Origin of the sequence: Streptantibioticus parmotrematis (assembly GCF_019890615.1) — a bacterium.
Taxonomy (GTDB): domain Bacteria; phylum Actinomycetota; class Actinomycetes; order Streptomycetales; family Streptomycetaceae; genus Streptantibioticus_D; species Streptantibioticus_D parmotrematis.
Map to the genome: position 1 here is coordinate 217,489 of NZ_JAINVZ010000008.1, position 19,835 is coordinate 237,323.

General features: G+C 69.7%; 18 protein-coding genes and 1 riboswitch. Of the genes, 4 read left to right on the forward strand and 14 right to left on the reverse strand.

Annotated elements, in window-relative coordinates; genetic code table 11:
- Nucleotides 1-118: 118 nt before the first annotated feature.
- On the reverse strand, nt 119-523 hold the full coding sequence (locus K7472_RS14595; protein ID WP_222977939.1) for a hypothetical protein: 405 nt from the start codon (nt 521-523) through the stop codon (nt 119-121).
- 228 nt (nt 524-751) lie between these two features.
- Nucleotides 752-830, forward strand: a riboswitch (Fluoride riboswitch).
- A gap of 29 nt (nt 831-859) precedes the next feature.
- On the opposite strand from K7472_RS14595, the gene K7472_RS14600 reads away from it, so the two are divergent.
- Both K7472_RS14600 and K7472_RS14605 read left to right on the forward strand, forming a co-directional pair.
- Nucleotides 860-1,351: an NUDIX hydrolase gene (locus K7472_RS14600; protein ID WP_222977940.1), complete on the forward strand. Its 492-nt coding sequence runs from the start codon at nt 860-862 to the stop codon at nt 1,349-1,351.
- Nucleotides 1,352-1,525: 174 nt separating this feature from the next.
- Nucleotides 1,526-2,032: an inorganic diphosphatase gene (locus K7472_RS14605; protein WP_222977941.1), complete on the forward strand. Its 507-nt coding sequence runs from the start codon at nt 1,526-1,528 to the stop codon at nt 2,030-2,032.
- Nucleotides 2,033-2,187: 155 nt separating this feature from the next.
- Here K7472_RS14605 and K7472_RS14610 read toward each other — a convergent pair whose 3' ends face one another.
- The 9 genes from K7472_RS14610 to K7472_RS14650 all read right to left on the reverse strand — a co-directional run bounded on the left by K7472_RS14610 (nt 2,188) and on the right by K7472_RS14650 (nt 13,527).
- Nucleotides 2,188-3,255 (reverse strand): LacI family DNA-binding transcriptional regulator, encoded by a 1,068-nt coding sequence (locus K7472_RS14610; RefSeq protein ID WP_222977942.1) that lies wholly within the window; start codon nt 3,253-3,255, stop codon nt 2,188-2,190.
- 151 nt (nt 3,256-3,406) lie between these two features.
- The gene (locus K7472_RS14615) at nt 3,407-5,476 is read right to left on the reverse strand and encodes a glycoside hydrolase family 2 protein (protein ID WP_222977943.1); all 2,070 of its coding nucleotides are present in this window, start codon (nt 5,474-5,476) and stop codon (nt 3,407-3,409) included.
- 70 nt (nt 5,477-5,546) lie between these two features.
- A complete protein-coding gene (locus K7472_RS14620) occupies nt 5,547-6,461 on the reverse strand; it encodes a carbohydrate ABC transporter permease (protein ID WP_222977944.1) in 915 nt (304 codons plus the stop codon).
- Nucleotides 6,458-7,285, reverse strand: coding sequence for a carbohydrate ABC transporter permease (locus K7472_RS14625; protein ID WP_252395591.1), 828 nt, complete (start codon nt 7,283-7,285; stop codon nt 6,458-6,460). The genes K7472_RS14620 and K7472_RS14625 overlap by 4 nt, the downstream gene beginning before the upstream one ends.
- A gap of 268 nt (nt 7,286-7,553) precedes the next feature.
- Nucleotides 7,554-8,933 (reverse strand): ABC transporter substrate-binding protein, encoded by a 1,380-nt coding sequence (locus K7472_RS14630; protein WP_222977945.1) that lies wholly within the window; start codon nt 8,931-8,933, stop codon nt 7,554-7,556.
- Nucleotides 8,934-9,114: 181 nt separating this feature from the next.
- Nucleotides 9,115-10,818, reverse strand: coding sequence for a sialidase family protein (locus K7472_RS14635; RefSeq protein WP_222977946.1), 1,704 nt, complete (start codon nt 10,816-10,818; stop codon nt 9,115-9,117).
- A gap of 595 nt (nt 10,819-11,413) precedes the next feature.
- On the reverse strand, nt 11,414-11,812 hold the full coding sequence (locus K7472_RS14640; protein ID WP_222977948.1) for a hypothetical protein: 399 nt from the start codon (nt 11,810-11,812) through the stop codon (nt 11,414-11,416).
- 433 nt (nt 11,813-12,245) lie between these two features.
- Nucleotides 12,246-12,707, reverse strand: coding sequence for a general stress protein (locus tag K7472_RS14645; protein ID WP_308013922.1), 462 nt, complete (start codon nt 12,705-12,707; stop codon nt 12,246-12,248).
- Between the two features lie 43 nt (nt 12,708-12,750).
- Nucleotides 12,751-13,527 (reverse strand): SAM-dependent methyltransferase, encoded by a 777-nt coding sequence (locus K7472_RS14650; RefSeq protein WP_222977952.1) that lies wholly within the window; start codon nt 13,525-13,527, stop codon nt 12,751-12,753.
- 357 nt (nt 13,528-13,884) lie between these two features.
- Between K7472_RS14650 and K7472_RS14655 the strand changes: the two genes are divergently transcribed.
- Nucleotides 13,885-14,868 (forward strand): phospholipase D-like domain-containing protein, encoded by a 984-nt coding sequence (locus K7472_RS14655; protein ID WP_222977954.1) that lies wholly within the window; start codon nt 13,885-13,887, stop codon nt 14,866-14,868.
- On the opposite strand, the gene K7472_RS14660 is transcribed toward K7472_RS14655, so the two are convergent.
- On the reverse strand, nt 14,844-16,034 hold the full coding sequence (locus tag K7472_RS14660; protein WP_222977957.1) for a hypothetical protein: 1,191 nt from the start codon (nt 16,032-16,034) through the stop codon (nt 14,844-14,846). The two genes, K7472_RS14655 and K7472_RS14660, sit on opposite strands and share 25 nt — an antisense overlap.
- A gap of 356 nt (nt 16,035-16,390) precedes the next feature.
- Between K7472_RS14660 and K7472_RS14665 the strand changes: the two genes are divergently transcribed.
- On the forward strand, nt 16,391-16,684 hold the full coding sequence (locus K7472_RS14665) for an ArsR/SmtB family transcription factor (protein ID WP_222978052.1): 294 nt from the start codon (nt 16,391-16,393) through the stop codon (nt 16,682-16,684).
- A 466-nt stretch (nt 16,685-17,150) separates the two neighbouring features.
- Here the strand turns inward: K7472_RS14665 and K7472_RS14670 are convergent, their stop codons facing one another.
- The 3 genes from K7472_RS14670 to K7472_RS14680 form a co-directional block, all read right to left on the reverse strand.
- Entirely contained in the window at nt 17,151-17,531 is a 381-nt protein-coding gene (locus K7472_RS14670) for an ArsR/SmtB family transcription factor (protein ID WP_222977958.1), read from the reverse strand.
- Between the two features lie 68 nt (nt 17,532-17,599).
- Complete coding sequence (locus tag K7472_RS14675; protein WP_222977960.1) at nt 17,600-19,252, reverse strand: LCP family protein; 1,653 nt, start codon at nt 19,250-19,252, stop codon at nt 17,600-17,602.
- Nucleotides 19,253-19,655: 403 nt separating this feature from the next.
- Nucleotides 19,656-19,805 carry a hypothetical protein gene (locus K7472_RS14680; RefSeq protein ID WP_222977962.1) on the reverse strand — a complete coding sequence of 50 codons (150 nt, stop codon included), beginning with the start codon at nt 19,803-19,805 and terminating at the stop codon, nt 19,656-19,658.
- Nucleotides 19,806-19,835: the final 30 nt, after the last annotated feature.

The window sequence follows — 19,835 nt, forward strand, 5'->3', positions numbered from 1 at the left end:
GTGGGAACGAGGCGGTCATCGGCGGCTCACGGCCGTGTCAGGCAGGAGCCCCCGCGTGGCCTCGTGGAGTGCCGAGCATCTGAATCCGCCGCAGGCACCGGTGCGTTGGAGAAGTCGGTCAGCGTCGGCCGTGGTGTTCGTGGTGTTCGTGGTGTCGGTGTGGTGGACGGTGTGGCACGGGGTAGCGGGGTTGTTCCAGGGTGTGGAGCAGGGCGGGCAGGCAGGTGACGAGGACGTGCTCGGCTTTGGAGTACGAGGTGGATCCGACCCATAGCCGCCATGTCTCGGGGCGGTCCGGTCCCTCGGGCAGGAGGGGGCGTACGGGGCGGGGCGCGTGTGCGGCGTGTGCGGGGACGCGTGCGGCGGCCATGAGGTCCAGGAGGGGATCGACGACGCGTACGTCGACGTCGGCGATGGGGGCCCAGGAGGGCGCCGTCAGGCCGTTGCCGTGGCCGGTGGGCGGCAGCCAGGCGGGGGCGAACGCGGTGCTCGCGGTGGATCGGGAGGGGGACGTCGCGGCCATGACCGGCCTCCTTCGCATCAGGAGCAGGAGCCATTGGCCGGTCGGCGAGTTCGTCACCCGGGCGGGGTGATCGCGGCGGGGTCCAGCGCCGCGCGGCGACAGGTACCGCGTCTCCAGCGTAAGCCCGTCGGCACGGCAAGGCACCGGTCGGTCCGGGGGCGGCGCGCCCTCATTTCCGCCGGATGGTGCGCTCACGCTTGCCCCACACCCCGCGAGCCCGGGAGAATGGGATTCCGTGGCGATGAGGCTCGCCCGAACCGCGGTGGTGTGCTCGTCGCCATTCGCCGCTGATGGCCTCTACCGGCAGTCCCGCACGTGATCACGCGAGGAGTCGGCATGAGGATGCATGAGGACGTCGAGCTGCGCTGTTCCACGATTCTGTTCCATGAACGCACGGTGTTGCTGGTGCACCGCACCGTGCGAGGTCTCGACGACTGGGTGCTGCCGGGCGGCACACCCCGGCCGGGTGAGTCCATGGCGTCCTGCGCCCGCCGGGAGACCAGGGAGGAGACCGGCCTGGCGGTCGAGCCGACGCGGGTGGCCTTCGTCCTGGAGGCGACCGATCCGGACAGCGGACGGCGGACCGTCGACCTGGTCTTCGACACCGACAGCACCGCGCGCGGCCAGGTGGCGCGGTGCCTCGAGCCTGGCATGGAGCCGCGGTTCGTGCCGTTCACCGAGTTGCGCGAGCTGCGGTTGCGGCCACCGCTCGCGGGACACCTTCCGGGGTTCTTCACCCGCAGGCTCGACCGGTACGCCCCCTACCTGGGCAACCTGTGGCGTCCGCCCGACGACTCCCCGGACGCCTTCGCCGGGGCACCGCTCTGACTCACCGACCGGCCACCGGCGCCGGTCCCGGAGGTGGGCGCTCGGACGAACCCCCGTGCGGCGGCTGATAGCGTACGGCTGCGCGAGTCTCGCGTACCCGGTGATGGGGCTCACCGCGAACCGCGGCAATCCGCCGCTGACGGTCCCTGGTGTGAACGACGGCCAGGAGGAGACGTGTCAGAACTGTTCGACGTGGTGGTGGAGATCCCGCAGGGTTCCCGCAACAAGTACGAGATGGACCACGAGACAGGGCGCATTCGGCTGGACCGGCTGTTGTTCACCTCGACCAAGTACCCGTCCGACTACGGTTTCGTCGACGGCGCCCTGGGGCGCGACGGAGACCCGCTGGACGCCCTGGTGCTGGTGGGCGAACCCACCTTCCCCGGCTGTGTGATCCTCTGCCGCGCGGTGGCGATGTTCTGCATGACGGACGAACACGGGCCGGACGACAAGGTGTTGTGCGTCCCGGCGCACGACCCGCGCTACGCAGAGATCCGGGACATCGGCGACATCTCCCGGTTCGACCAGCTGGAGATCACCCACTTCTTCGAGGTCTACAAGGACCTGGAACCCGGCAAGTCCGTGGAGGGATCGCACTGGGAGGGCCGCGACAGCGCCTACCGGGAGATCGAGGCGTCCCGCGAACGCGCCCGGCGCGACGCGGCACACCACCACGCCTAGATGCGGACAGGCGTCAGGTCGGACGGCAGGCCGGATGCCAGGTCGCACGCCGGTGGCGTCAACCCTGAGCGCGCGGTGTCCGGGCGGGCGGGGCACGACTCGCCCGCCGCTCGTCGTCACCGTGGGCCGAAGGCTCCTGGGCACGTCCCGCTCGGTCAGTGACCGGCCTGGCCCGGGCGTGCCGCCACGTCTGTCGGGCGGAGGGCCGGACCTGTGGTGCTTTCGCGCGGCACGAGCCGGTGCGGTGCCCACAGTTCGGCCGGTGGCTCGTCCGGACGATCGCCCAGCCGGGCGATGAGCCGGTCGACGGCCAGTCGGGCGATCGTGGCCTTGTCCGGTGAGACCGTGGTCAGCGTCGGCGTGTGGTAGCGCCCGGCTTCGATGTCGTCGAACCCGGCGACCGCGATGTCGTCCGGCACCCGGACGCCGCGCGACAACAGGGTCCGCAGAGCGCCGAGCGCGAGCAGGTCGTTGTAACAGAACACGGCGTCCGGCGGGCCGTCCGGGTGGTCGAGCAGCGCGGCCATGGCCCGGGCGCCGTCCGCGTGGTGGAAACGCCGGGTGCCGACGATCAGCGACTCGTCCACCTCCCTTCCGTGGTCGGCGTGCGCCTGACGGTAGCCGCGGGTGCGCAGTTGGGCGGTCTCACCGGTCTCGTACGGTTGGTCGCCCACCGCGGCGACCCGGGTGCGGCCGAGGCCGAGCAGGTGGCCGGTCGCCTCACGGGCTGCCGTGACGTTGTCGATCGCCACGTGGTCGTAGCGGCTGTCGGCGATCCGCTCGCCGAGCAGGACCAGCGGTGCGGACGCGTCGCGGTCGGCCAGGTCGGCGGGGGAGAGGGCCAGGGGGCTGAGGATCACCCCGTCGAAGAGGGCGGCGCTCGCGCCACGCGTGATCAGTTCCCGTTCGCGGTCCGGTTCGCCGTCGGTCTGGTCGATCACCACCGTGTATCCGTGGTGTCGGGCCGTGGTGACGACGGCGCGGGCGAGTTCGGAGAAGTACGGCACGTCGAGTTCGGGCACGACCAGTGCGAGCATCCCGGTGCGGCCCTGCTTGAGGTTGCGTGCGAGGAGGTTGGGCCGGTAGTCGAGTTCGGCCACCGCCTTCTCGACCCGCGAACGGGTCTCGTCCGACACGGGCGCGTACCCGTTCACGACGTTCGACACGGTGCGGATGGACACACCCGCCCGGGCCGCCACGTCACGCAGCCGCGAGGTGGCCATGGACCTTCTTCCCTCCGAGGGCGGAGACGCCGGAACGGTTCGGCGTCCGGTGATTCAGCGTATTGCAACGATGCACAGGCGGCAACGCGCCCCGGATGCCGCGGCGCGGCGGGACCCCGCCGAAGCGGGACCGCCGCACCGGCGGCACACGTCAGGCGATCCGTACGTCCACGCAGGAGCGGCCGGCCACCTCGCCGCCGGACACCACCAGCAGGTGCAACCGCGCAGCTGTCGCACCGTCAGGAACGCGACCTGTCACGGAGATCGGCTCACTGAGGCGGAAGGGCTCCACCCGGGTCGTGTGAAGCGCCACCGCGTCCACCGCTGCCCGCCGGGCGAGGTCGGTGTCCAGGTCGCCGAGCGACGGACCCCACACGGGCACCACCGCGGCGTCGATCACGGCGGCGCCGTGGTGGGAGACGCGCACCGTGAAGTCCACCGTGCGGTCCGGCCCCGCGGTCAGGTCGTGGCCCGGGGCGAACGGCTCGACATCGGGAACGAGGACGGTGGCCGCGTTGATCGTGTGCGGCGGGTTGCCACCGTCGTCCTTGCGGCCTCGGTCGAAGGCGTGGACGCCCGCCATCTCGTGCTCCACGTCGTACAGTTCGGTCCACACATAGCCGGACAGGCTGTCGTGTCGGCGCAGTTCGAGGGTCTGCCAGCGCATGTTCCACCCGCGCTCGACGCTCGTCTTCCCGCCGCCGAACTCGCTGTTGAGGTTGGGGACCTCGGGAGCCGGACCGCCGTCGGCCATCACCAGCTTCTCCACCACCCGGCCGGGACCGAGACCGACGGGGAAGCTCTTGGCTCCGTCGGCCAGCAGCGCGCGGACCTTGACCGACCAGCCCGCGGGCGTCTCGTCGTAGACGTGCCAGTCCACCAGGTCGGTGGTCACGTGCGCCCAACCGGAGTTGTCCACCACCGGCCGCGTCCGGTCCAGCGAGGTGAGCCGGTCGTAGGCGCGGTGGACCGCGTCCTGCTTGTCGGGGTCGCCGGGCACGTCCCAGTCCAGTCCCCACTCCTCGTTGTACAGGCCCCAGATGACGACGCTCGGATGGTTGCCGTCCCGGTGGACCATCGGCTCGATCTGCGCCTCGAAGCGGGCCGCCGCCTCGGCGCTGAAGCGTCCGGTGCTCGCAGGTTCCGCCCACACCAGCATGCCCACGCGGTCGGCGTGGTGCAGGAAGCGCGGGTCCTCCAGCTTCAGGTGCTTGCGGACCAGGTTGAACCCGGCGTCGCGGGCCAGCGCCAGGTCCGTCACGAACGCCTCGTCGTCCGGCGCGGTCATTCCGGTACGCGGCCAGTACCCCTGGTCCAACACGCCCCGGACGTAGAGGGGTTCGCCGTTGAGGAGCAACCGGGTGCCGTCCGCCTCGATCCGGCGCAGGCCGGTCGACGTGCCCACCCGGTCGGTGCCGTCCGCCGACTCCAGCGTGACGCCCACCTCGTACAGATACGGGTCGTCGGGGTGCCACAGGCGCGGTTCCCGTACCGGCAGCCGAAGCGTGACGGTCCCTTCGGCGTCCTCCACCACGGCGGTGACCGGTGGCTCGCCGGGTGTCGTCACCGTCAGCCGCGAGCCCGTGGCGGACGGCCCGGCGACGGTGACGGCGACCGTGATGCCGTCGAGCGTGTCGTCGGGCGTCAGGGCGACCCGGGTCAGATGGGTGGCGGGCCGGGCCTCCAGCCACACTGGCTGCCAGATGCCGCTGGTGGGAGTGAACGCGCAGTCGTCGTAGTCGTCCCGCGGGATGCTGCGCTGCTTGCCGTGGACGATCTCGCGCTTGTCGACCGGCGCCCACACGCGCACCAGCAACGACGCGGTGGCGCGGCCGCCGAGCGCCTCGGTGATGTCGAACTCGAAGGGGATGTACCCGCCTTCGTGTGCGCCGACCGCGGTGCCGTCCACCCAGACCTCGGCCCGGTGGTGCACGGCGCCGAAGTGCAGCACGACGCGCTGTCCGTGCCACTGCGCCGGGACCGTGATGGTGCGGTGGTACCAGCCGTGTTCCAGCCAGTGGGCGCCGACGCCGGACGCCTCGGTCTCCCAGGCGAACGGCACGGTGATGTGGTCGGGCCACGTCCGGTCCGCGTCGGCCGGCTGCCGGGCGGTGGTCGTCCCGGCCGGGTCTCCGGCGAAATCCCACGTCCCGTTGAGGCTCAGCCAGGTGTGCGAGCGGTCGAAATGGGGTCGGGGGTACTCGGAACGGAACACTGTCACGTGGGTCTCCAAAGGGGTGATCGGTTCGGCCGGCGTGCGGTCCGGGGCGGTGGACGTGGTGCGGTCCGGCTCAGCCGGTGGTGCTGCCCTGCAGGACGCCGCCGCGGAAGTACCGCTCCAGCAGCAGGAACAGGGCGATGAGCGGCAGGACGGTCACCAGACCTCCGGTGATGAGCACCGGGACGAGATCGGCCTGGGTGCCGGTCTCCGCCGCCTGGGAGAGCGTGGACAGGCCGACGGTGAGCGGGTAGAGGCTGCTGCGGCTGAAGATGACCAGCGGCAGGAAGTAGTTGTTCCAGACCGCGACGAGGGTGAGCAGCAGCACGGTGACGAGACCGGGGACCGTCAGGGGGAGGGCGATGCGCAGGAAGATCCGCAGTTCCCCGGCTCCGTCGATGCGCGCGGCCTCGATCAGGTCACGCGGCACCGAGGCGTCGATGTAGGTCCGCATCAGGTAGATGCCGACCGGGGAGACCACGCTCGGCAGGATCATGCCCCACACCGAGTTGACCAGGCCCACCTTCGCGTAGACGAGGAACAACGGCAACGACAGGGCGGTGATCGGCACCAGCAGGGTGGACATCACCAGGCGGAAGAGGGTGCCCGCGCCGCGGAACCGGTAGCGCGAGAAGCCGTAGCCGGCCATCGCGGACAGGACGGTCGATCCCACGGCGGAGACGACGGCGTACAGCAGGGTGTTCCCCAGCCACTCCAGGTAGATCCCGGCGCCGCTGACGTCGTGGCCGAGCGCGGCGAGGTTCTGCCACAGCCGGAACGGCCGGGCGAACCAGAAGCCGGCCGTGCCGTAGACGTTCGCCTGCGTCTTGGTCGCGTTGATCGCCAGCCAGACGAGCGGCGCCAGGACGAACGCGGCGAACAGCGCGCTCACCGCGGTCAGCAGGCCCGTCGTGCCGCGGCGCAGCCCGTAGAGCCGGATCGGAACGCCGTCGGCCGGCCGGCGTGGCGTGCGCCGCCGGGGGCTCACCGGAACTCCCCGTTGCGTCGGCGCACCGCGAAGGCGGCGAGCGACAGCACCCCGATGACCAGGGCGAGCACCACGGCCGCCGCGGCGCCGAGGTTGAAGTCGCTGGTGCCCACCGCGGTGTTGTAGACGTACAGCGTGGGCGTGAAGCCGAAGGAGACGGCCTGCGGCTGGAAGGCGGACATGATGGAGGGTTCGGTGAACAACTGCAACGCTCCGACGGTGTTGATGAAGGCCAGCATGGTGATCGTCGGAGCCACCATGGGAAGTTTCATGCGCAAGATGACCGTGCGCAGTCCCGCGCCGTCCATGACCGCCGCCTCGATCACCTCACGGGGCACCGCCTTCAACGAGGTGTACAGGACGGTCATGTTGTAGCCGGTCCACTCCCACACGACGATGACCACGACGGTGGGCACGATCAGCCGCGAGGAGAAGAAGTCGACGTTTCCCAGACCGAGGTCCTTCAGCAGCTTGGGGAACGGTCCGAGACCGGGCAGCAGCAGGAAGGACCACATCACCGACGCGACGACTCCCGGCACCGCGAACGGCATGAAGAACACGGTGCGGAAGAACCGGCCGAACCTCACGAGGCCCGTCTCGAAGATCACCGCGAAGAAGAAGGCGATGCCGATCGTCAACGGCACCTGGACGGCGGCGAACAGCAGCACCCGCCACACACCGCTCCAGAACGCCCCGGAGTGCAGCACGGTGCGGTAGTTGGCGAGTCCCGAGAAGCGGGTGCCGCCCACCAGGAGGGTGCGGTGCAGGCTCTCCCAGACGGCGTACACCGTCGGCACGACCATGAACAACGCGAGGGCCAGCATGTGCGGGGCGATGAAGGCGCCTCCTGCCCACCGGTTGCGGCGCGAGGTGCCAGTTGGTCGGAACCGGCGCGATGGACTCCGTCCGGCCATGGGCGTCCGGAGGGCGGGCGCGCGGGGGATGGTGTTCTGGTTCACTTCCTCGTCCTGTTCGGGAGTCTGCCTGGCGGTGGCGTCCGGAAACCGGTCGCGGCGCCCGGGGGGCTGGACGTGGCGTCCGAGGGCCGGACGTGGTGTCCGGGGAAGGACGGCTCACGGGATCCGGCGGAGTTCAGTCCTCCGTGACCGTGAAGCCCTGGTCCCTGGCATAGGCGACCATCTGTTTCTGGAAGGCGGCGAAGGCCTGCGCCAGCGTGCCGGTGCCCTTGCTCACCGCGGCGAAGGTCGAGGTCCACTGGGTGAGTGCCGCGGTCATGATCGGCGGCCACTGCGCCGCGGTCATGTGCTGCGCGGCCTGCGCGAAGACCTCGTTGGGATGGGAACCGGCGGAGATCGGCAGCGTACCGCCGCGGAACGCGGGGGAGTCGAGCAGCGGCAGGTACCCGGGGAAGGCGCCGGCCACCTTGCCGCTGAGGATCTTCCACGCGTCGGCTGAAGCCCCGAACCACTTGACGAATTCGGCCGCCTGCCGGGCGTGCCGGGTGCCCTTGACCACCGCGAGGGCGGAGCCGCCCCAGTTGCCGGACTGCTCCTGCCCGGCCTCGGCCTGCGGCATCGGCGCGGCCCGCCAGTCCCCGACGGTCTTGGTGATGCTCTGCTGCATCCCCACCGGTCCCCAGGCCGGGCTGAGGCGCGCGACGGTCGCGCCGGTGTCGAGATCGCTCCACTGCGCGGGGGAGAAGTCGGTGGCGGTGGTGACCTCGTGGGCGTCGATCAGCTTCTGCCAGTACGCGGCGAACGCCATCTGCCGCTTCCCGGTGAAGTCGACACCGAGGGTGTCACCGCCGTCGTAGTGGAACGGGAACGCGCCGTCCTGCTGCATCAGGGCGAGGACGTCCTGCGGGCTCTCCGCGTCGAAGTTGGTCAGCGCGGCCTTCGGGTCCTCGGTGTGCAACGTCGCGGCCGCGGCGGCGAACTGCGACCAGGTGGCCGGCACCGGGATGTGGTGGGCGGTCAGTTCCCGGGAGTTGTAGTACAGCGCCAGCGGTCCGAGGTCCACCGGCATGGCGTACTGCGCCGCTCCCCGGGTGACCTGCGCCCAGGCGGCCGGAGCGATCCGGTCGCGGACCGATCCCACACCGTAGGGCGCCAGGTCCACCAGACTGTGGGTGATCTCGAAGGAGGGGAGTTCGAAGTACTCGATGGTCGCCACGTCGGGCGCGCCGCTGCCCGCCTTGAGCGCGTTGTTGAGTTTGACGTACTCGGCGGTGGTGGCCCCGGCGTTCTCCAGCTGGACGCAGATGTCCGGGTGCGTGCGGTTGAACTCCTCGACGGCCAGGTCGTAGCCCGCCGGCCACCCCCAGAAGGTCAGCCGGGTGGCCCCGGCGCCGCAGGAGGCGGTCGTCGTCGAGCCGTCGTCGGTGGCGCCGCACGCGGCGAGCAGGGCCATGGCGAGGAGCGCCGCGCCCAGCGCGATCAGCCGTCGCGGCCCCCTCGGCCGTCCTGGCCGCGTCGGGGCGCCGGGAGGCCCGGCGGTGTGACCTTGAGACATTGCGATGTCACCTCGGAAGTGTGGTGCGCTTGCCAGGGAGGCCGGAAGGGGCCGCGGATCGCCGGGAGGGCTCCGGACCGGCCGCCCGCGGCTCAGGCAACGGACGCCTCGGCCCTCACCGCGCGGCCCGGCCGGTCGCCCGCCCGGACGGCGCGATGCCGTCCGGGCGGGCGTCGTGCGGTCAGGCGATGTTCCACTGCTGGGTGAACAGCCCGTTGCAGTCGTAGATCTGGAGCTGCGTGCCGTCCCCGGTCTGTGCCTGGGGGTCGTCGAGGCAGCGGCCGGACTGCGGGTTGAGCAGTGAGCCGTTCGACTGCGGGACCCACTGTTGTCCGCCCGAGCCGTCGCAGGTGCGCAGTTCGACCTTGGTGAAGTTCGCCGTGCCATTGCCGACGACGTTCAGGCACTTGCCGAAGGACCTGACGGTGTGGTCGGAGTCGATGGACCACTGCTGTCCGGGCACCCCGTTGCAGGTCCACAGCTGAACGGCGTTGCCGTCGCCGGCGGTGTTGGTGTTGACGTCCACGCACTTGCCGGTGGTGCCGGGGCCGGTGATCGGACCGGTCGCCCCCGGGTTCACATCCGTGCCGAACTGCACCTCGCACTTGCCGTTGCCCAGATGCGTGCCGGCCATGTACAGCAGGGACGTACCGTCGGCGGAGGGCAGGATCGGCGAACTGTAACCGGGGCAGGAGGTCTCGCCGCTGTCGTAGCCGCCGGTGGGGTTCACCACGACGGGGGCGGTGGTCTCCGTCCAACTCCCTGAACCGAGGTTGGTGTTGGCGAACAGCACGCTGCCCGATTCCTTCTGCACGGTGATGGAGCCGTCGTTGCCGGACACTACGCGCTGGCCCGACAGCAGCAGGGTGCCGTTGGCGCCGCCCGCCGGGCTCCAGGCGAGTTGCGGGGTGTGCAGGAGATGCCGGCCGTCACTGGTCTGGGCGAGGGTGCCGAGCCCGGAGACCGGTGACCAGTTGAGCCCGTCCGGCGAGGTCTTGACGTACACCGAGCAGGCGGTGTCCGGGTCGTAGCCGGCCTTGCAGTCCTCGTAGGCCATCGCGTACTGGCCGTTCGGCAGCTTGACCACGCTCGCCATGCCGGGGCGTTGGACGCCGTCCTGCACGGCGACGTCGTACACCTCACTGCTCCAGGTGGCTCCGCCGTCGGTGCTGGTGACGTGTGCGAGAACCTGCGGATAGCGGTTGGTGGAGGGGCGTTCGTCGGAGAAGTAGCAGACCAGGCTGCCGTCGCCCGCCACCGTGAACTCCGGCTCCCAGATGCCGTGGCCCTGGGTGTTCGCCATACCGGACTCCGACGTGCAGGAGCTGCGGTAGTTCCAGGTGACGCCGTGGTCGGTGCTGTAGAAGACCTCGACCGCCTGCTGCGTGTATTCGTTCCGGTTCCACGCCGTGCCCGCCGCCAGCAGGGTACCGGCCGGCAACGAGCCTTCCGCCTGCGGGAGTTCGTAGAGCGTCGGTCCGTCGAGGTCCCAGCCGTGCACGGTGTCGGTGACGGTGCCGATGGGGGAGGAGGACCAGGTCGTTCCGCCGTCGGTGGACCGGTAGACAGGGAAACTCGCCTTGTTGGAGCCGACCCCGGAGTGGGAGAAGGTCGCGAGGAGTTGTCCGTTGGCCGACCCGCTGTGTGCGAGGCGGATGACCCGCGGGTAGCTGGCGTCCTCGTTCGGGTTGGCCGTGGTGTTCGGCGAGTACAGCACGCCCGTCGTGGGCGCGGCGGCGGCGGTCTGGGCGCCGGTGGTGAAGCCGGCGACCACCATCGCCAGCGAGGCGGCGAACGCACCGGCCGCGGTGGCGAGCCGCCGGACCGAGCCGTGCCGTCGCGGCCCGCCGGGTACCTGCCCGGACCTGGGTGTTCTCCTGGGCATCAGGGGCTCCTTCGGAGGAAGAGAGATGCGGAGAGACGGTTTGCAACGTTGCAGAGGCGAATCGGGGGCCGGACCTCTGCAACGTTGCAAGATTTCGTGCAGGCTACTCCCTCGTTACCTCTTCAACAACCGTTGTGTTCGCCCCGGCCGGTTTTTCGGGCTTCGGGGGGTGTCGGGAGGGGGTCCTGCCGGCCGGGGAGGTCGGCGTCACTGTGGGTTGCCGGGCCCGCGTCTGCTGCGCGGTCAGCGCTGGGACGTCGGCACCGCACGAAGGCGAGCCGGCATCCTGCTGCCCTCCGGGATCTCACGGATGCGTGGGGCCCGTGAGGTGCCGGAGGACAGCAGGATGCCGGCAGGGGAGCAGCAGGACGCGGCGCGGTCAGCGTTGCGGCGATGGCGATGTCGGCGACGGATCCGGTGGCGAGGGATCCCGCCTCACGCGGCGGTCGCGGTCGCAGGTACCGCGAGGACGAATACGGCAAGAGCTGCGCTGACGGCAAGGGCCTTCATGGTGCGGACCGGATTCATCGGACTCCGGCTCCTTAGTGACAAGTGATGGCCTGTCGCAGTCTCCATGACTCAGCTCGGTATGGCGTCAGTTGTAGGACACCGGGTTGGTGCCGTATTCGACTCCGTTGGTTGAGAACAGCGCCGCAAGCGACACTTTGTAGCTGGATTGGATCGCGTACGACTGACAGGTGCCGGCGTTCAGGCTTACGACGGGGTTCGAGCCTGCGTCCCAGTTTCCTGGGATGGTCTTCAGGTCGGCGTTGGAACCGGACCCGAAGTCGAAGACCCGCAGCCTGAACGAGTTCCAGTTCGACTGCTGGTTGCAGATGGTCACCACCCGGTAGCCTGGGTTGTTGTACAGATCCAACTCGACGTGGTCCGCGGTGTAGCTGTCCGACGCCGCGTCGGCGGTGCCGGCGGTGCCGACCGTACCGGCCAAGGCGAGCGTCCCGCTCACGGCCAACAGCACAAGAGCCTTCTTCATCTCCGACCTCCTGGTCCACACTTGGGAGATGCCCCTTTGGCTCTTCCCCCTGTTGCCGCTTGGCCCAGATGCGGGCGAAGCGGCGGGACCAGACTGCCCCCGAGGCCCGTGTGGAGTCCCGTTCCCCACACAAACCCACACGGTCCACTCCTGGACTCTCGCTGTGAAGAACACAGTGGTGTGGGGCGGGGCGTAGTGGCCGAGCAGCGGTGCGTGATGTCGGATCGGAACGGCGCTGCCGATCGGCCGAGTTCATCGGCTTACTCAGTGACCTGCCCGGGCAGGCGGCCCCGCCGTCCTGCCGCACTTCGCTCCAACGCGTCGCCGCAGGATGCGGATCACGGTATCGGCCGAGCCTTGACCGATGTTGTCGCGGGGAGCAGACGGACGTCCTTCGGCTCGGGACGGGTCCGGCTTTCGCGCGCAACTGTGGTCAGGCCGTGCCTACCGGGGCCGCTACGAGGTCGCCTTGGTGGTCGACCTCGGTGGCGGCTGTCCGGTCGCGCATCAGGACGGCGTCGGCCTGGGCCGACGATGGGGTGTGACGCAGCACCAGGTACCTTCCTTCCGCCAGGTGGCGGCTGTACTTGGGCACGTGTCGCTTGCTGATGAAACGCCCGAGCGCGGCGCCGATCCCACCGCCGCCGACAGCGCCCTCGGCCGCCGCTACCGCCCCCGCGGCCAAGGGGCCGAGCACCAACAGCGGCCCCACACCAGGGATGAACAACAGGGCGGTCCCCGTCGGCACCCCGAACAGACCGCCGACCCACGCGCCGGTCCTGGCACCGGACTTGGCCACATCACCGGTGGTGACGAAGCCGTGGACCCTGGTCTCGCTGTGCAGATCCTGACCGATGATCGAGATCTGTTCAGCGGGCACCCCACTGTCCAGCAGCTGACTCGACCACGGTGCCGGGAAGCCCCGCGGCCATGGTTCCTCAACTCACGGGGACGAGGGTCAAGTAGGCCAGGCCCATGACGCCGCGATAGCCACGGAGCCACATACGACGATGGCGGTCCACACGGTCGCGGGTCTCCTCCGCGAGGGGGTGATCGGGATGGGCGGCGAGCCATTCCTCGACGTCGGACTGGTAGGTGGACTCGAAGTGATCCCATTCGTCAGGGCTCGCGGACTCGATCCAGGCGGGGCGGAAGCCCGCGGCGACGGCCAGGTCGACGAGGCCGCAGAGGTCGTGGAACTCGGAGGCCGAGGCTTCCGGCCACATGGCCGACAACTCGCCCGGAGCGGGTGGACGCTCCCAGAAGCCCTCGCCGAGAAGGACACGGCCGCCGGGCTTCACCAGGCGGCGAAGGACGTGCAGTGCAGCGGTGGTGTGCTCCGGTGGCCGGGCGTCACTGAGAGCGTGGCTGGCGCCGAAGCACAGAACGATGTCGGCGGGGCCCCGGGCGGTGTCGACAGCGGACTCACGGACGAAGTCGACGCGCTCGGCCAGCCCCCGGGCCTCGGCGCTGGCGCGTCCGCGGGCGAGGTCCTGCTCGTTCAGGTCGATACCGGAGCCGGTCGCGCCGGGCGTGGCATCGAGGAGACGGAGCATGAACTCTCCCCAGCCACAACCTATATCGAGCACCGTAACCGGGGCGCTCGGCCTGACCCCGTCGGTGAGCTGACGGATCAGTCCGGCGGCTCGCTCCTCGGAGAGGGGACCGTGGAAGGTGAGCCGGGTCAGCCGCGGCGGGCCGGTGGTGTCGTCCATGAGCCGGACAGTAGGGACGGCCGGCTGTCGATGCCACCGGTTTACCGTTGGGCTGGGCGGCCGGGTGGCGACAGCCTCGCGCCACCCCACATGACGAGTTCGCATTCAGCAGGTGTTCGCGTCACCGGTGGGACGCTCCGCCGTCGCAACGCGCTCGCCGTTCACCTGTCCGAGGCTGGCTGACCGGGTCGCCCGAAGCCCACTTGGCCGGTGGCTCACCGCGATCGCATTCCCACCCCGTAAAGGGGTGTACATGACAATTTTACCTGCCTGTGCCTTTGGGGTTGTCTACGCGCGTGGTGTCATGACTGACGGGCCATCAAGACCCCATCACCCCCAGACACCAGGGAGACCCCCATGGTTCGCGCTACCTTGCGGCGTGCCGCCCTTTCCGTGACCGCCTGCGCCGCCGCGCTGGCCCTCACCGCCCCCGCACACGCCGCCGACGCGTACTCCGCGTTCACCTTCTCCCTGGGTACCAGCGAGCCGACGATCTACAACTTCATCAACTCCGCCACCAAGACGCTCGACATGACGATGTACGAGCTGAACGACTCCACGGCGGTGTCGGATCTCGTGTCGGCGCAGAAGAGGGGCGTGCAGGTGCGGGTCATCCTGGACGCGAAGGAGACCACGACCAACAAGTCCGCCTACAGCACACTGCAGAAGGCCGGCGTGGGCGTGGTGTGGTCGTCGTCCCAGTACGTCTACACCCACCAGAAGACCATCACGGTCGATGGCGACGAGTCGCTGATCCTCACGGGCAACCTCACCTCGAAGTACTACCCCACCAGCCGCGACTACGGAGTCTTCGACACCGATGCCGCCGACGTGGCGGCGATCGAGCAGGTCTTCGAGGCCGACTACACGGGAGCATCCGTGACGCCGAGCGACGGCGACAACCTGCTGTGGTCTCCCACCGACTCCCGCGACCGGCTGCTGTCGGTCATCAACGGTGCCACGACCTCCCTCGACGTCGAGGAGGAGGAACTCAGCGACAGCGCCGTGGTCGACGCCCTCGCCGCCCAGGCGGAGGCCGGGGTCACCGTGCGCGTGGTCGTCGAGAACCCCTCCTCGTACAGCTCCGAGATAGCGGAGATCGAGCAGGCGGGCGGCACTGTCGTCGGCTACTCGTCGAGCACCGGCTTCTACGTCCACGCCAAGACCATCGTCGCCGACTACGGACTGCCCACCGCGAAGGTCGAGGTGGGATCGATGAACATCAGCTCCAACTCCCTCGACAACAACCGGGAACTGGGCATCATCCTCACCGACAGCGGTGTCGAGTCGGTCGTCGAGAACAGCTTCGACAGCGACTACGCCGGCGGCAACCCCGCCTGACGCGAGCCCCGTCCCTCCGAGCGGTCACCCGGCTGCGTCGGGGACCGCAACGAGGGATCCGGGTTCCGGGCAGCCGCCACACGCGACGCGATCGAGGAAGCCACCGCTACTCCCACAGCCGCTGACAAGGCGTCCGCGGCCACACCCTCGGGCAGACGGGAACCATTGACCCCGAGGTTCAGCAAAGCCACCGTGAAGGGCAAGCACGCACACGTTTCCGGACGGAGCACAAAGGAGCGGGTCAACGGCCGCCTGACAGAAAGGGACTTGGGCCACGAGGCCTGACTGCCCAGTCCGGCCGGCGCCAGAAGCGGAGCCCACATCAGGGCCTGCCAAGAGGGCAAGCCCAGTTCCAGTCCGGTGACCACGCAGGCTACAGAGATCAGCATGCGGCAGATGGCGCTGTCCAGATGGTGATGCGGCGACGTCGCACCGCTGCCGCGGTTCACCTGGGACAACACACCGACAGGGAACGCGGTCCATACGAACGCCGGTCCCATCAGCGGGGTGGCTGCGACGACGAAGGCCAGGGACAGGGCGGACCACCAGGCCGCCCTGTCGCCATCGGCCGACGCCGACGCATCCGGCGACCACTTCACGAGAAGCCCACGCGGACCGCCGCGAAGCGGTAGCAACAAGGCGCCCACGGTAAGGCCGATACTCGCAGCGACGACAGGTACCGACGGCTCGGTGAGAACCTCCGCGAGTAGAACCGCTTCGGCCACGGCCACGAAACACCACGCGGTCCGCTGCCCCTCCGCACGCCCAGAACGCGACAGGCGGCAGCCGAACACCACCGGGCTGAGGGCGAGCGCCAGCAGGACGGCTGATCGCAGTCCCGCCGGAGAGAAGACGATCGCCACCGCGAGGAGGCCGAGCACACCGACGGCCCGAACGACGAGCGAGCGCGGTCGTGGCCGCGAGAGGGGCACTGTTCCGACGTACGCCCGACCTGCCTGGTACGCGATCAACGCCAGACCTGCCTGCGCGGCCAGGTCGAGCAGGTCACCGTCCCAGGCCCATCCGTAAAGCGGGCCGATCACCATTCCGCCGACCGCTTCGAGCACGCCAGGCGGCACGACGACCCACCTTCGGAGAAGTCGAGTGACCGCCGACCCGGCCGCGACCACCGCGAGGACGAGCAGCAGGGAGTGGTCCGACGACATACCGCTACCATCACCCGAGCCGACCCGGCTGAGCCTCGAAATCGTCCTGACCAACCCGGGTGGCCCAATATCGCGCGGGATGTTCCGGGGTGTCGCTTGATCGTCCCCGCAGAGCAGGACATCGCGCGATGCGGCTCACCGTCACCGTCGGGACAGCGGCGGCGGCCCCGGTGCGGATCGCTCGTGCCACGGGCCGGTCCCCGAGGCCGCGGCGGCCTAAGCTTGCGACACCGTGAACCAGGTTGGGCTGCGGTGTCCTTGGCCTGAGAGCAAGGCATGACGAGAAGGTGGACGAGGTGACCCTTCGGGTCGTTGGGGGAGACGATCCCTCTTCCGTGGTGCTGCGACAGGCCGCGATGGGCTTTGGCCTGCTTGCCTCGCCGACCCGTCTGCACATGCTGTGGGTGCTCACACAGGGCGGTTGTGATGTGACGACGCTTGCCGACCGGGTGGGCGGGACGGTGTCATCGGTGAGCCAGCATCTGGCCAAGTTGAAGCTCGGCGGGGTGGTCGAGTCGCGTCGCGAGGGGCGTCGGCAGATCTATCTGGCCAGTGATCCGGCCGTGGTGACGATGGTGCGATTGCTGGTGGGGCGTCACAGGGATGAGTCCTGGAACGCGGTGCGACAAGTCGGCGGTGGAGACGCCTGACGCGGGACGGCGTCAGGCGCACGTGACCCGGTCGACTTTGGCGGGTATCCGACCTCGCGTTTTCCTGGCGGGCCCAGGGGGCATACCCTCGCCACTTGCTGCTTTGCGCAACTGACAGGCACGGCTCGGCGAGGATCCGCCGGGTGGACCTCTGCCCACCTACTGCCGCTTCGAACGGGGGAGTTGTCACAGGTGCCGTATCGGCCCAATCGCCGCTTCGACGAAGCGGACTTACGTATCGGTGCTGTCGTGGCTCAGATCGAGGGCCTGCACGCTGTGCTTGTGCGGACTCGTTCCGCCGAGCGACGCCGGCAGATCCTGGCTGATCTCGCGATCGCCGGTCACCGTTTGAACCAACTCGCCGCCTCCCTGACCGGCGTGTCGCTGCCTGCCCCCGCACCTGGGTCCCGTCGTAGTCGGCGCCGCGCGGTGGCTGCCCGTGGGGCTGCCTGGCTCGAGCGGCGGCTCACCTGTCGGTAGCCCCCTTTTGCCAACCGTTGTTGACGGCCCGCCCGATGCCCGGAGAGTCGTGATGGTCGGGTTCGGTGGTGGTAGCTGTGGTGAGGGCGAGTTCGGCGATGGCTCCTATGCGTCGGTCGGTGAGGGAGTAGACGTGGTGGCGGCCTTGGCGGTGGCGGCGGACGATGCCGGCCAGTTTCAGTTTGGTCAGGTGTTGGCTGACGGTGGGCAAGGTGGCGTCGACCCGGTCGGCGATACGGGAGACATCGAGGTCCGCTTCCAGGAGGCTGTGCACGATGTGCAGCCTGACCGACGCCGCGAGCAGACCGAGCGTCTCGGCTGCCCGCTGCACTGTGTCCGGGTGCAACGTGGTGCGTTGCTGGTGCACGGTCCTCCTCTTTGTCGTCGACGTGTGGTCGCTGTGCCGGACGGCAGGAAGTCGCCCGGCCTGGCGGGTCAGGGGGCCGAGTTGGGGATGTCGGGGCTGTCGGCGTAGGCCTGGCTCGGTGTCATCGGGACGCCGTTGACCTCGACCGTCTTGAACGTGCTGACCTGGGCGCACGAGGAGGAGTTCGCGTTCTGTGCGTTGGCGCCCTGGACGGCGGCCTTGGTGTCGGCGGGGGCGGGTTTTCCTCCGCCTGCGCCGGCGGGGTAGGTGGTGCCGCTGCTCCAGTCGGAGCCGATCAGCACGGTCACCCCGGACGCACCGCTGTCCTGGTGCAGGGCGCTGCTCGGGATGCGCAGCGCGCTCGCCACGGCTTGGGCCTCGGCCTGTTTGCCGGCCGGGTATCGCACGGTGGTGGTGGGTGCGGGGGCGTTGGCGGAGCCGGTCTGGGGGCTGAAGCCGTCGCCCACCAGTGCGGTGGCGATGTCGGAGGCGCGGCCGGTGATGCCGCCGCCGTTCTCCACCGTGACGGCGATCTGTGCGTCGGGTACGGCGGGCGGGGTGGTGGGCGCGGAGGAGTTGGTGGACCCGGCGGCGGCCGACTTGCCACCGCTGCCCGTGGTCAGCGACTGGTCGTTGGCGATGGCACTGAGCAGGTTCTGCGCGGCAGGCGCTATCACCACGCGGTTCTGGTCCGACGGGGACGGCTCGGTCTGCATGGTGGTGAAGGTGATGCGGTCGGAGGGGACTTTGTTGAGGTCGTCGGCGAAACCGAGCAGCTTGGTGATGCTGTCCAGACCGGTGTCCACCGTCAGCGCCTTGGTCGCGGCGTTCGCGAGGCCGTACAGGTCAGAGGGGTTGGTGAGGGTGCCGGCGCTTTTGAGGGTGCGGACCATGGAGGAGAGGAAGATGTGCTGGGCGACGGTGCGGCCCAGGTCGCTGCCGGTGCCGAAGCCGTGGCGGGAGCGCAGGAACTCCAGGGCGGAGACGCCCTTGAGGGTGTGGGTGCCCTTGGCCAGTTTCAGGTGGGAGTAGGTGTCGTAGACGTTGCTGTCGACGCAGACGGGTACGCCGCCGATGGCGTCGGACATGTTCACCACGCCGCCGAAGTCGACCATCATGAAGTGGTCGATGGGTATGCCGGTGAGCTGGTGGACCGCGGCGACCTGGCACGAAGGGCCGTGCTCCAGCGCGCTGTTGATCATTCCGGTCTGCGCCGGGACCTGCTGGCCGGTCTTGGAGTCGGTGCAGGAGGGCAGTTGGGTGACGGTGTCGCGCGGCACGCTCATCACGGTGGCGTTGGAGCGGTCGGCCGACACGTGCAGGACCATTTCGACGTCGGCGTTGGCACCGCCGTCGTTGCAGTCCCCGCCGAGCTTGCAGTCGGCCGCGGTGTCCCGCGCGTCCGAGCCGATCACCAGCACGTTGATGGGGGTGCGGCCGAAGGCGTCGGCCTTCTCCGCGCCGCCGCCGGATATCGCCACGCCCTTGATGTTGCCGTTCAAGTGCTCGTAGAACGCCGCACCGAGACCAGCGACTACCAGGATCAGCGCTGACAGCGTGATCGCCAGACGCCTTGGCCAGGTCCGCCGTCCGGACTTGTCCCGACCGCCTCCCCCGGAGCCGCCCGACCGGTATCCGGACGGCTGGGGCCGCCGCGCCGCGGGAACCGCCGCGCGCCCGCCCTTGCCCGTCGAGCCGCGGCGGTGAGATACCTCGCTCATGCCCCACCCTCACGTGATCAGCGCCGAACCCTGTCGTCCGGCGCCAGCGGATGCCCGCCGCCCGCGCGAAGTGCGCGGTGCTCGCGAGTTCACCCAGGTGGTAGACGACCGCATCGGAGCAAAGGTTGCACGATCGCGCAACTAAATTGAGTATCTGCGCAATCGGCTGTCGCGTACCTGCGGCGGCCCGTTCGGCCGGGCTTCTGAGGCTATGACGTGAGGGCTGCGGTCTTCCGGGGCGTTCTTCGAGAACCGCGGGTGCTTCCCCGGCCTCCGTGAATCCGGTGACAAGGTGGTTGCCGTGCCGTGCCGTGCCGTGCCGTGCCGTGCCGTGCCGTGCCGTGCCGTGCCGTGCCGTGCCGGCCCGGGTCGGCTGGCACCTGCTGCACCGGGCACCGCGTCCTCAAGCCAGTGTGCACAGAGGCAGCGCCTCGTCCTTGCTGCCCGGGGTCTGGGCCGAGCCGGACAGGCACTTGACGCGGTGGAGGGGGAGGCCGATTCCGGCGCACTGGTTGACGGGCGCGGACAGGGGGACGGCGGCGGATCTGTTCAACAGGCCTCCTCCGGAGCTGGTGGTTCCGTG

What these genes read in the sequence shown, in the direction of transcription:
- K7472_RS14650 (WP_222977952.1), bottom strand. Translation starts at nt 13,527, where the DNA reads ATGGACGACACCACCGGCCCGCCGCGGCTGACCCGGCTCACCTTCCAC.
- K7472_RS14595 (WP_222977939.1), bottom strand. Translation starts at nt 523, where the DNA reads ATGGCCGCGACGTCCCCCTCCCGATCCACCGCGAGCACCGCGTTCGCC.
- K7472_RS14625 (WP_252395591.1), bottom strand. Translation starts at nt 7,285, where the DNA reads ATGCTGGCCCTCGCGTTGTTCATGGTCGTGCCGACGGTGTACGCCGTC.
- K7472_RS14635 (WP_222977946.1), bottom strand. Translation starts at nt 10,818, where the DNA reads ATGCCCAGGAGAACACCCAGGTCCGGGCAGGTACCCGGCGGGCCGCGA.
- K7472_RS14665 (WP_222978052.1), top strand. Translation starts at nt 16,391, where the DNA reads ATGGGCTTTGGCCTGCTTGCCTCGCCGACCCGTCTGCACATGCTGTGG.
- K7472_RS14600 (WP_222977940.1), top strand. Translation starts at nt 860, where the DNA reads ATGAGGATGCATGAGGACGTCGAGCTGCGCTGTTCCACGATTCTGTTC.
- K7472_RS14655 (WP_222977954.1), top strand. Translation starts at nt 13,885, where the DNA reads ATGGTTCGCGCTACCTTGCGGCGTGCCGCCCTTTCCGTGACCGCCTGC.
- K7472_RS14640 (WP_222977948.1), bottom strand. Translation starts at nt 11,812, where the DNA reads ATGAAGAAGGCTCTTGTGCTGTTGGCCGTGAGCGGGACGCTCGCCTTG.
- K7472_RS14675 (WP_222977960.1), bottom strand. Translation starts at nt 19,252, where the DNA reads ATGAGCGAGGTATCTCACCGCCGCGGCTCGACGGGCAAGGGCGGGCGC.
- K7472_RS14660 (WP_222977957.1), bottom strand. Translation starts at nt 16,034, where the DNA reads ATGTCGTCGGACCACTCCCTGCTGCTCGTCCTCGCGGTGGTCGCGGCC.
- K7472_RS14630 (WP_222977945.1), bottom strand. Translation starts at nt 8,933, where the DNA reads ATGTCTCAAGGTCACACCGCCGGGCCTCCCGGCGCCCCGACGCGGCCA.
- K7472_RS14610 (WP_222977942.1), bottom strand. Translation starts at nt 3,255, where the DNA reads ATGGCCACCTCGCGGCTGCGTGACGTGGCGGCCCGGGCGGGTGTGTCC.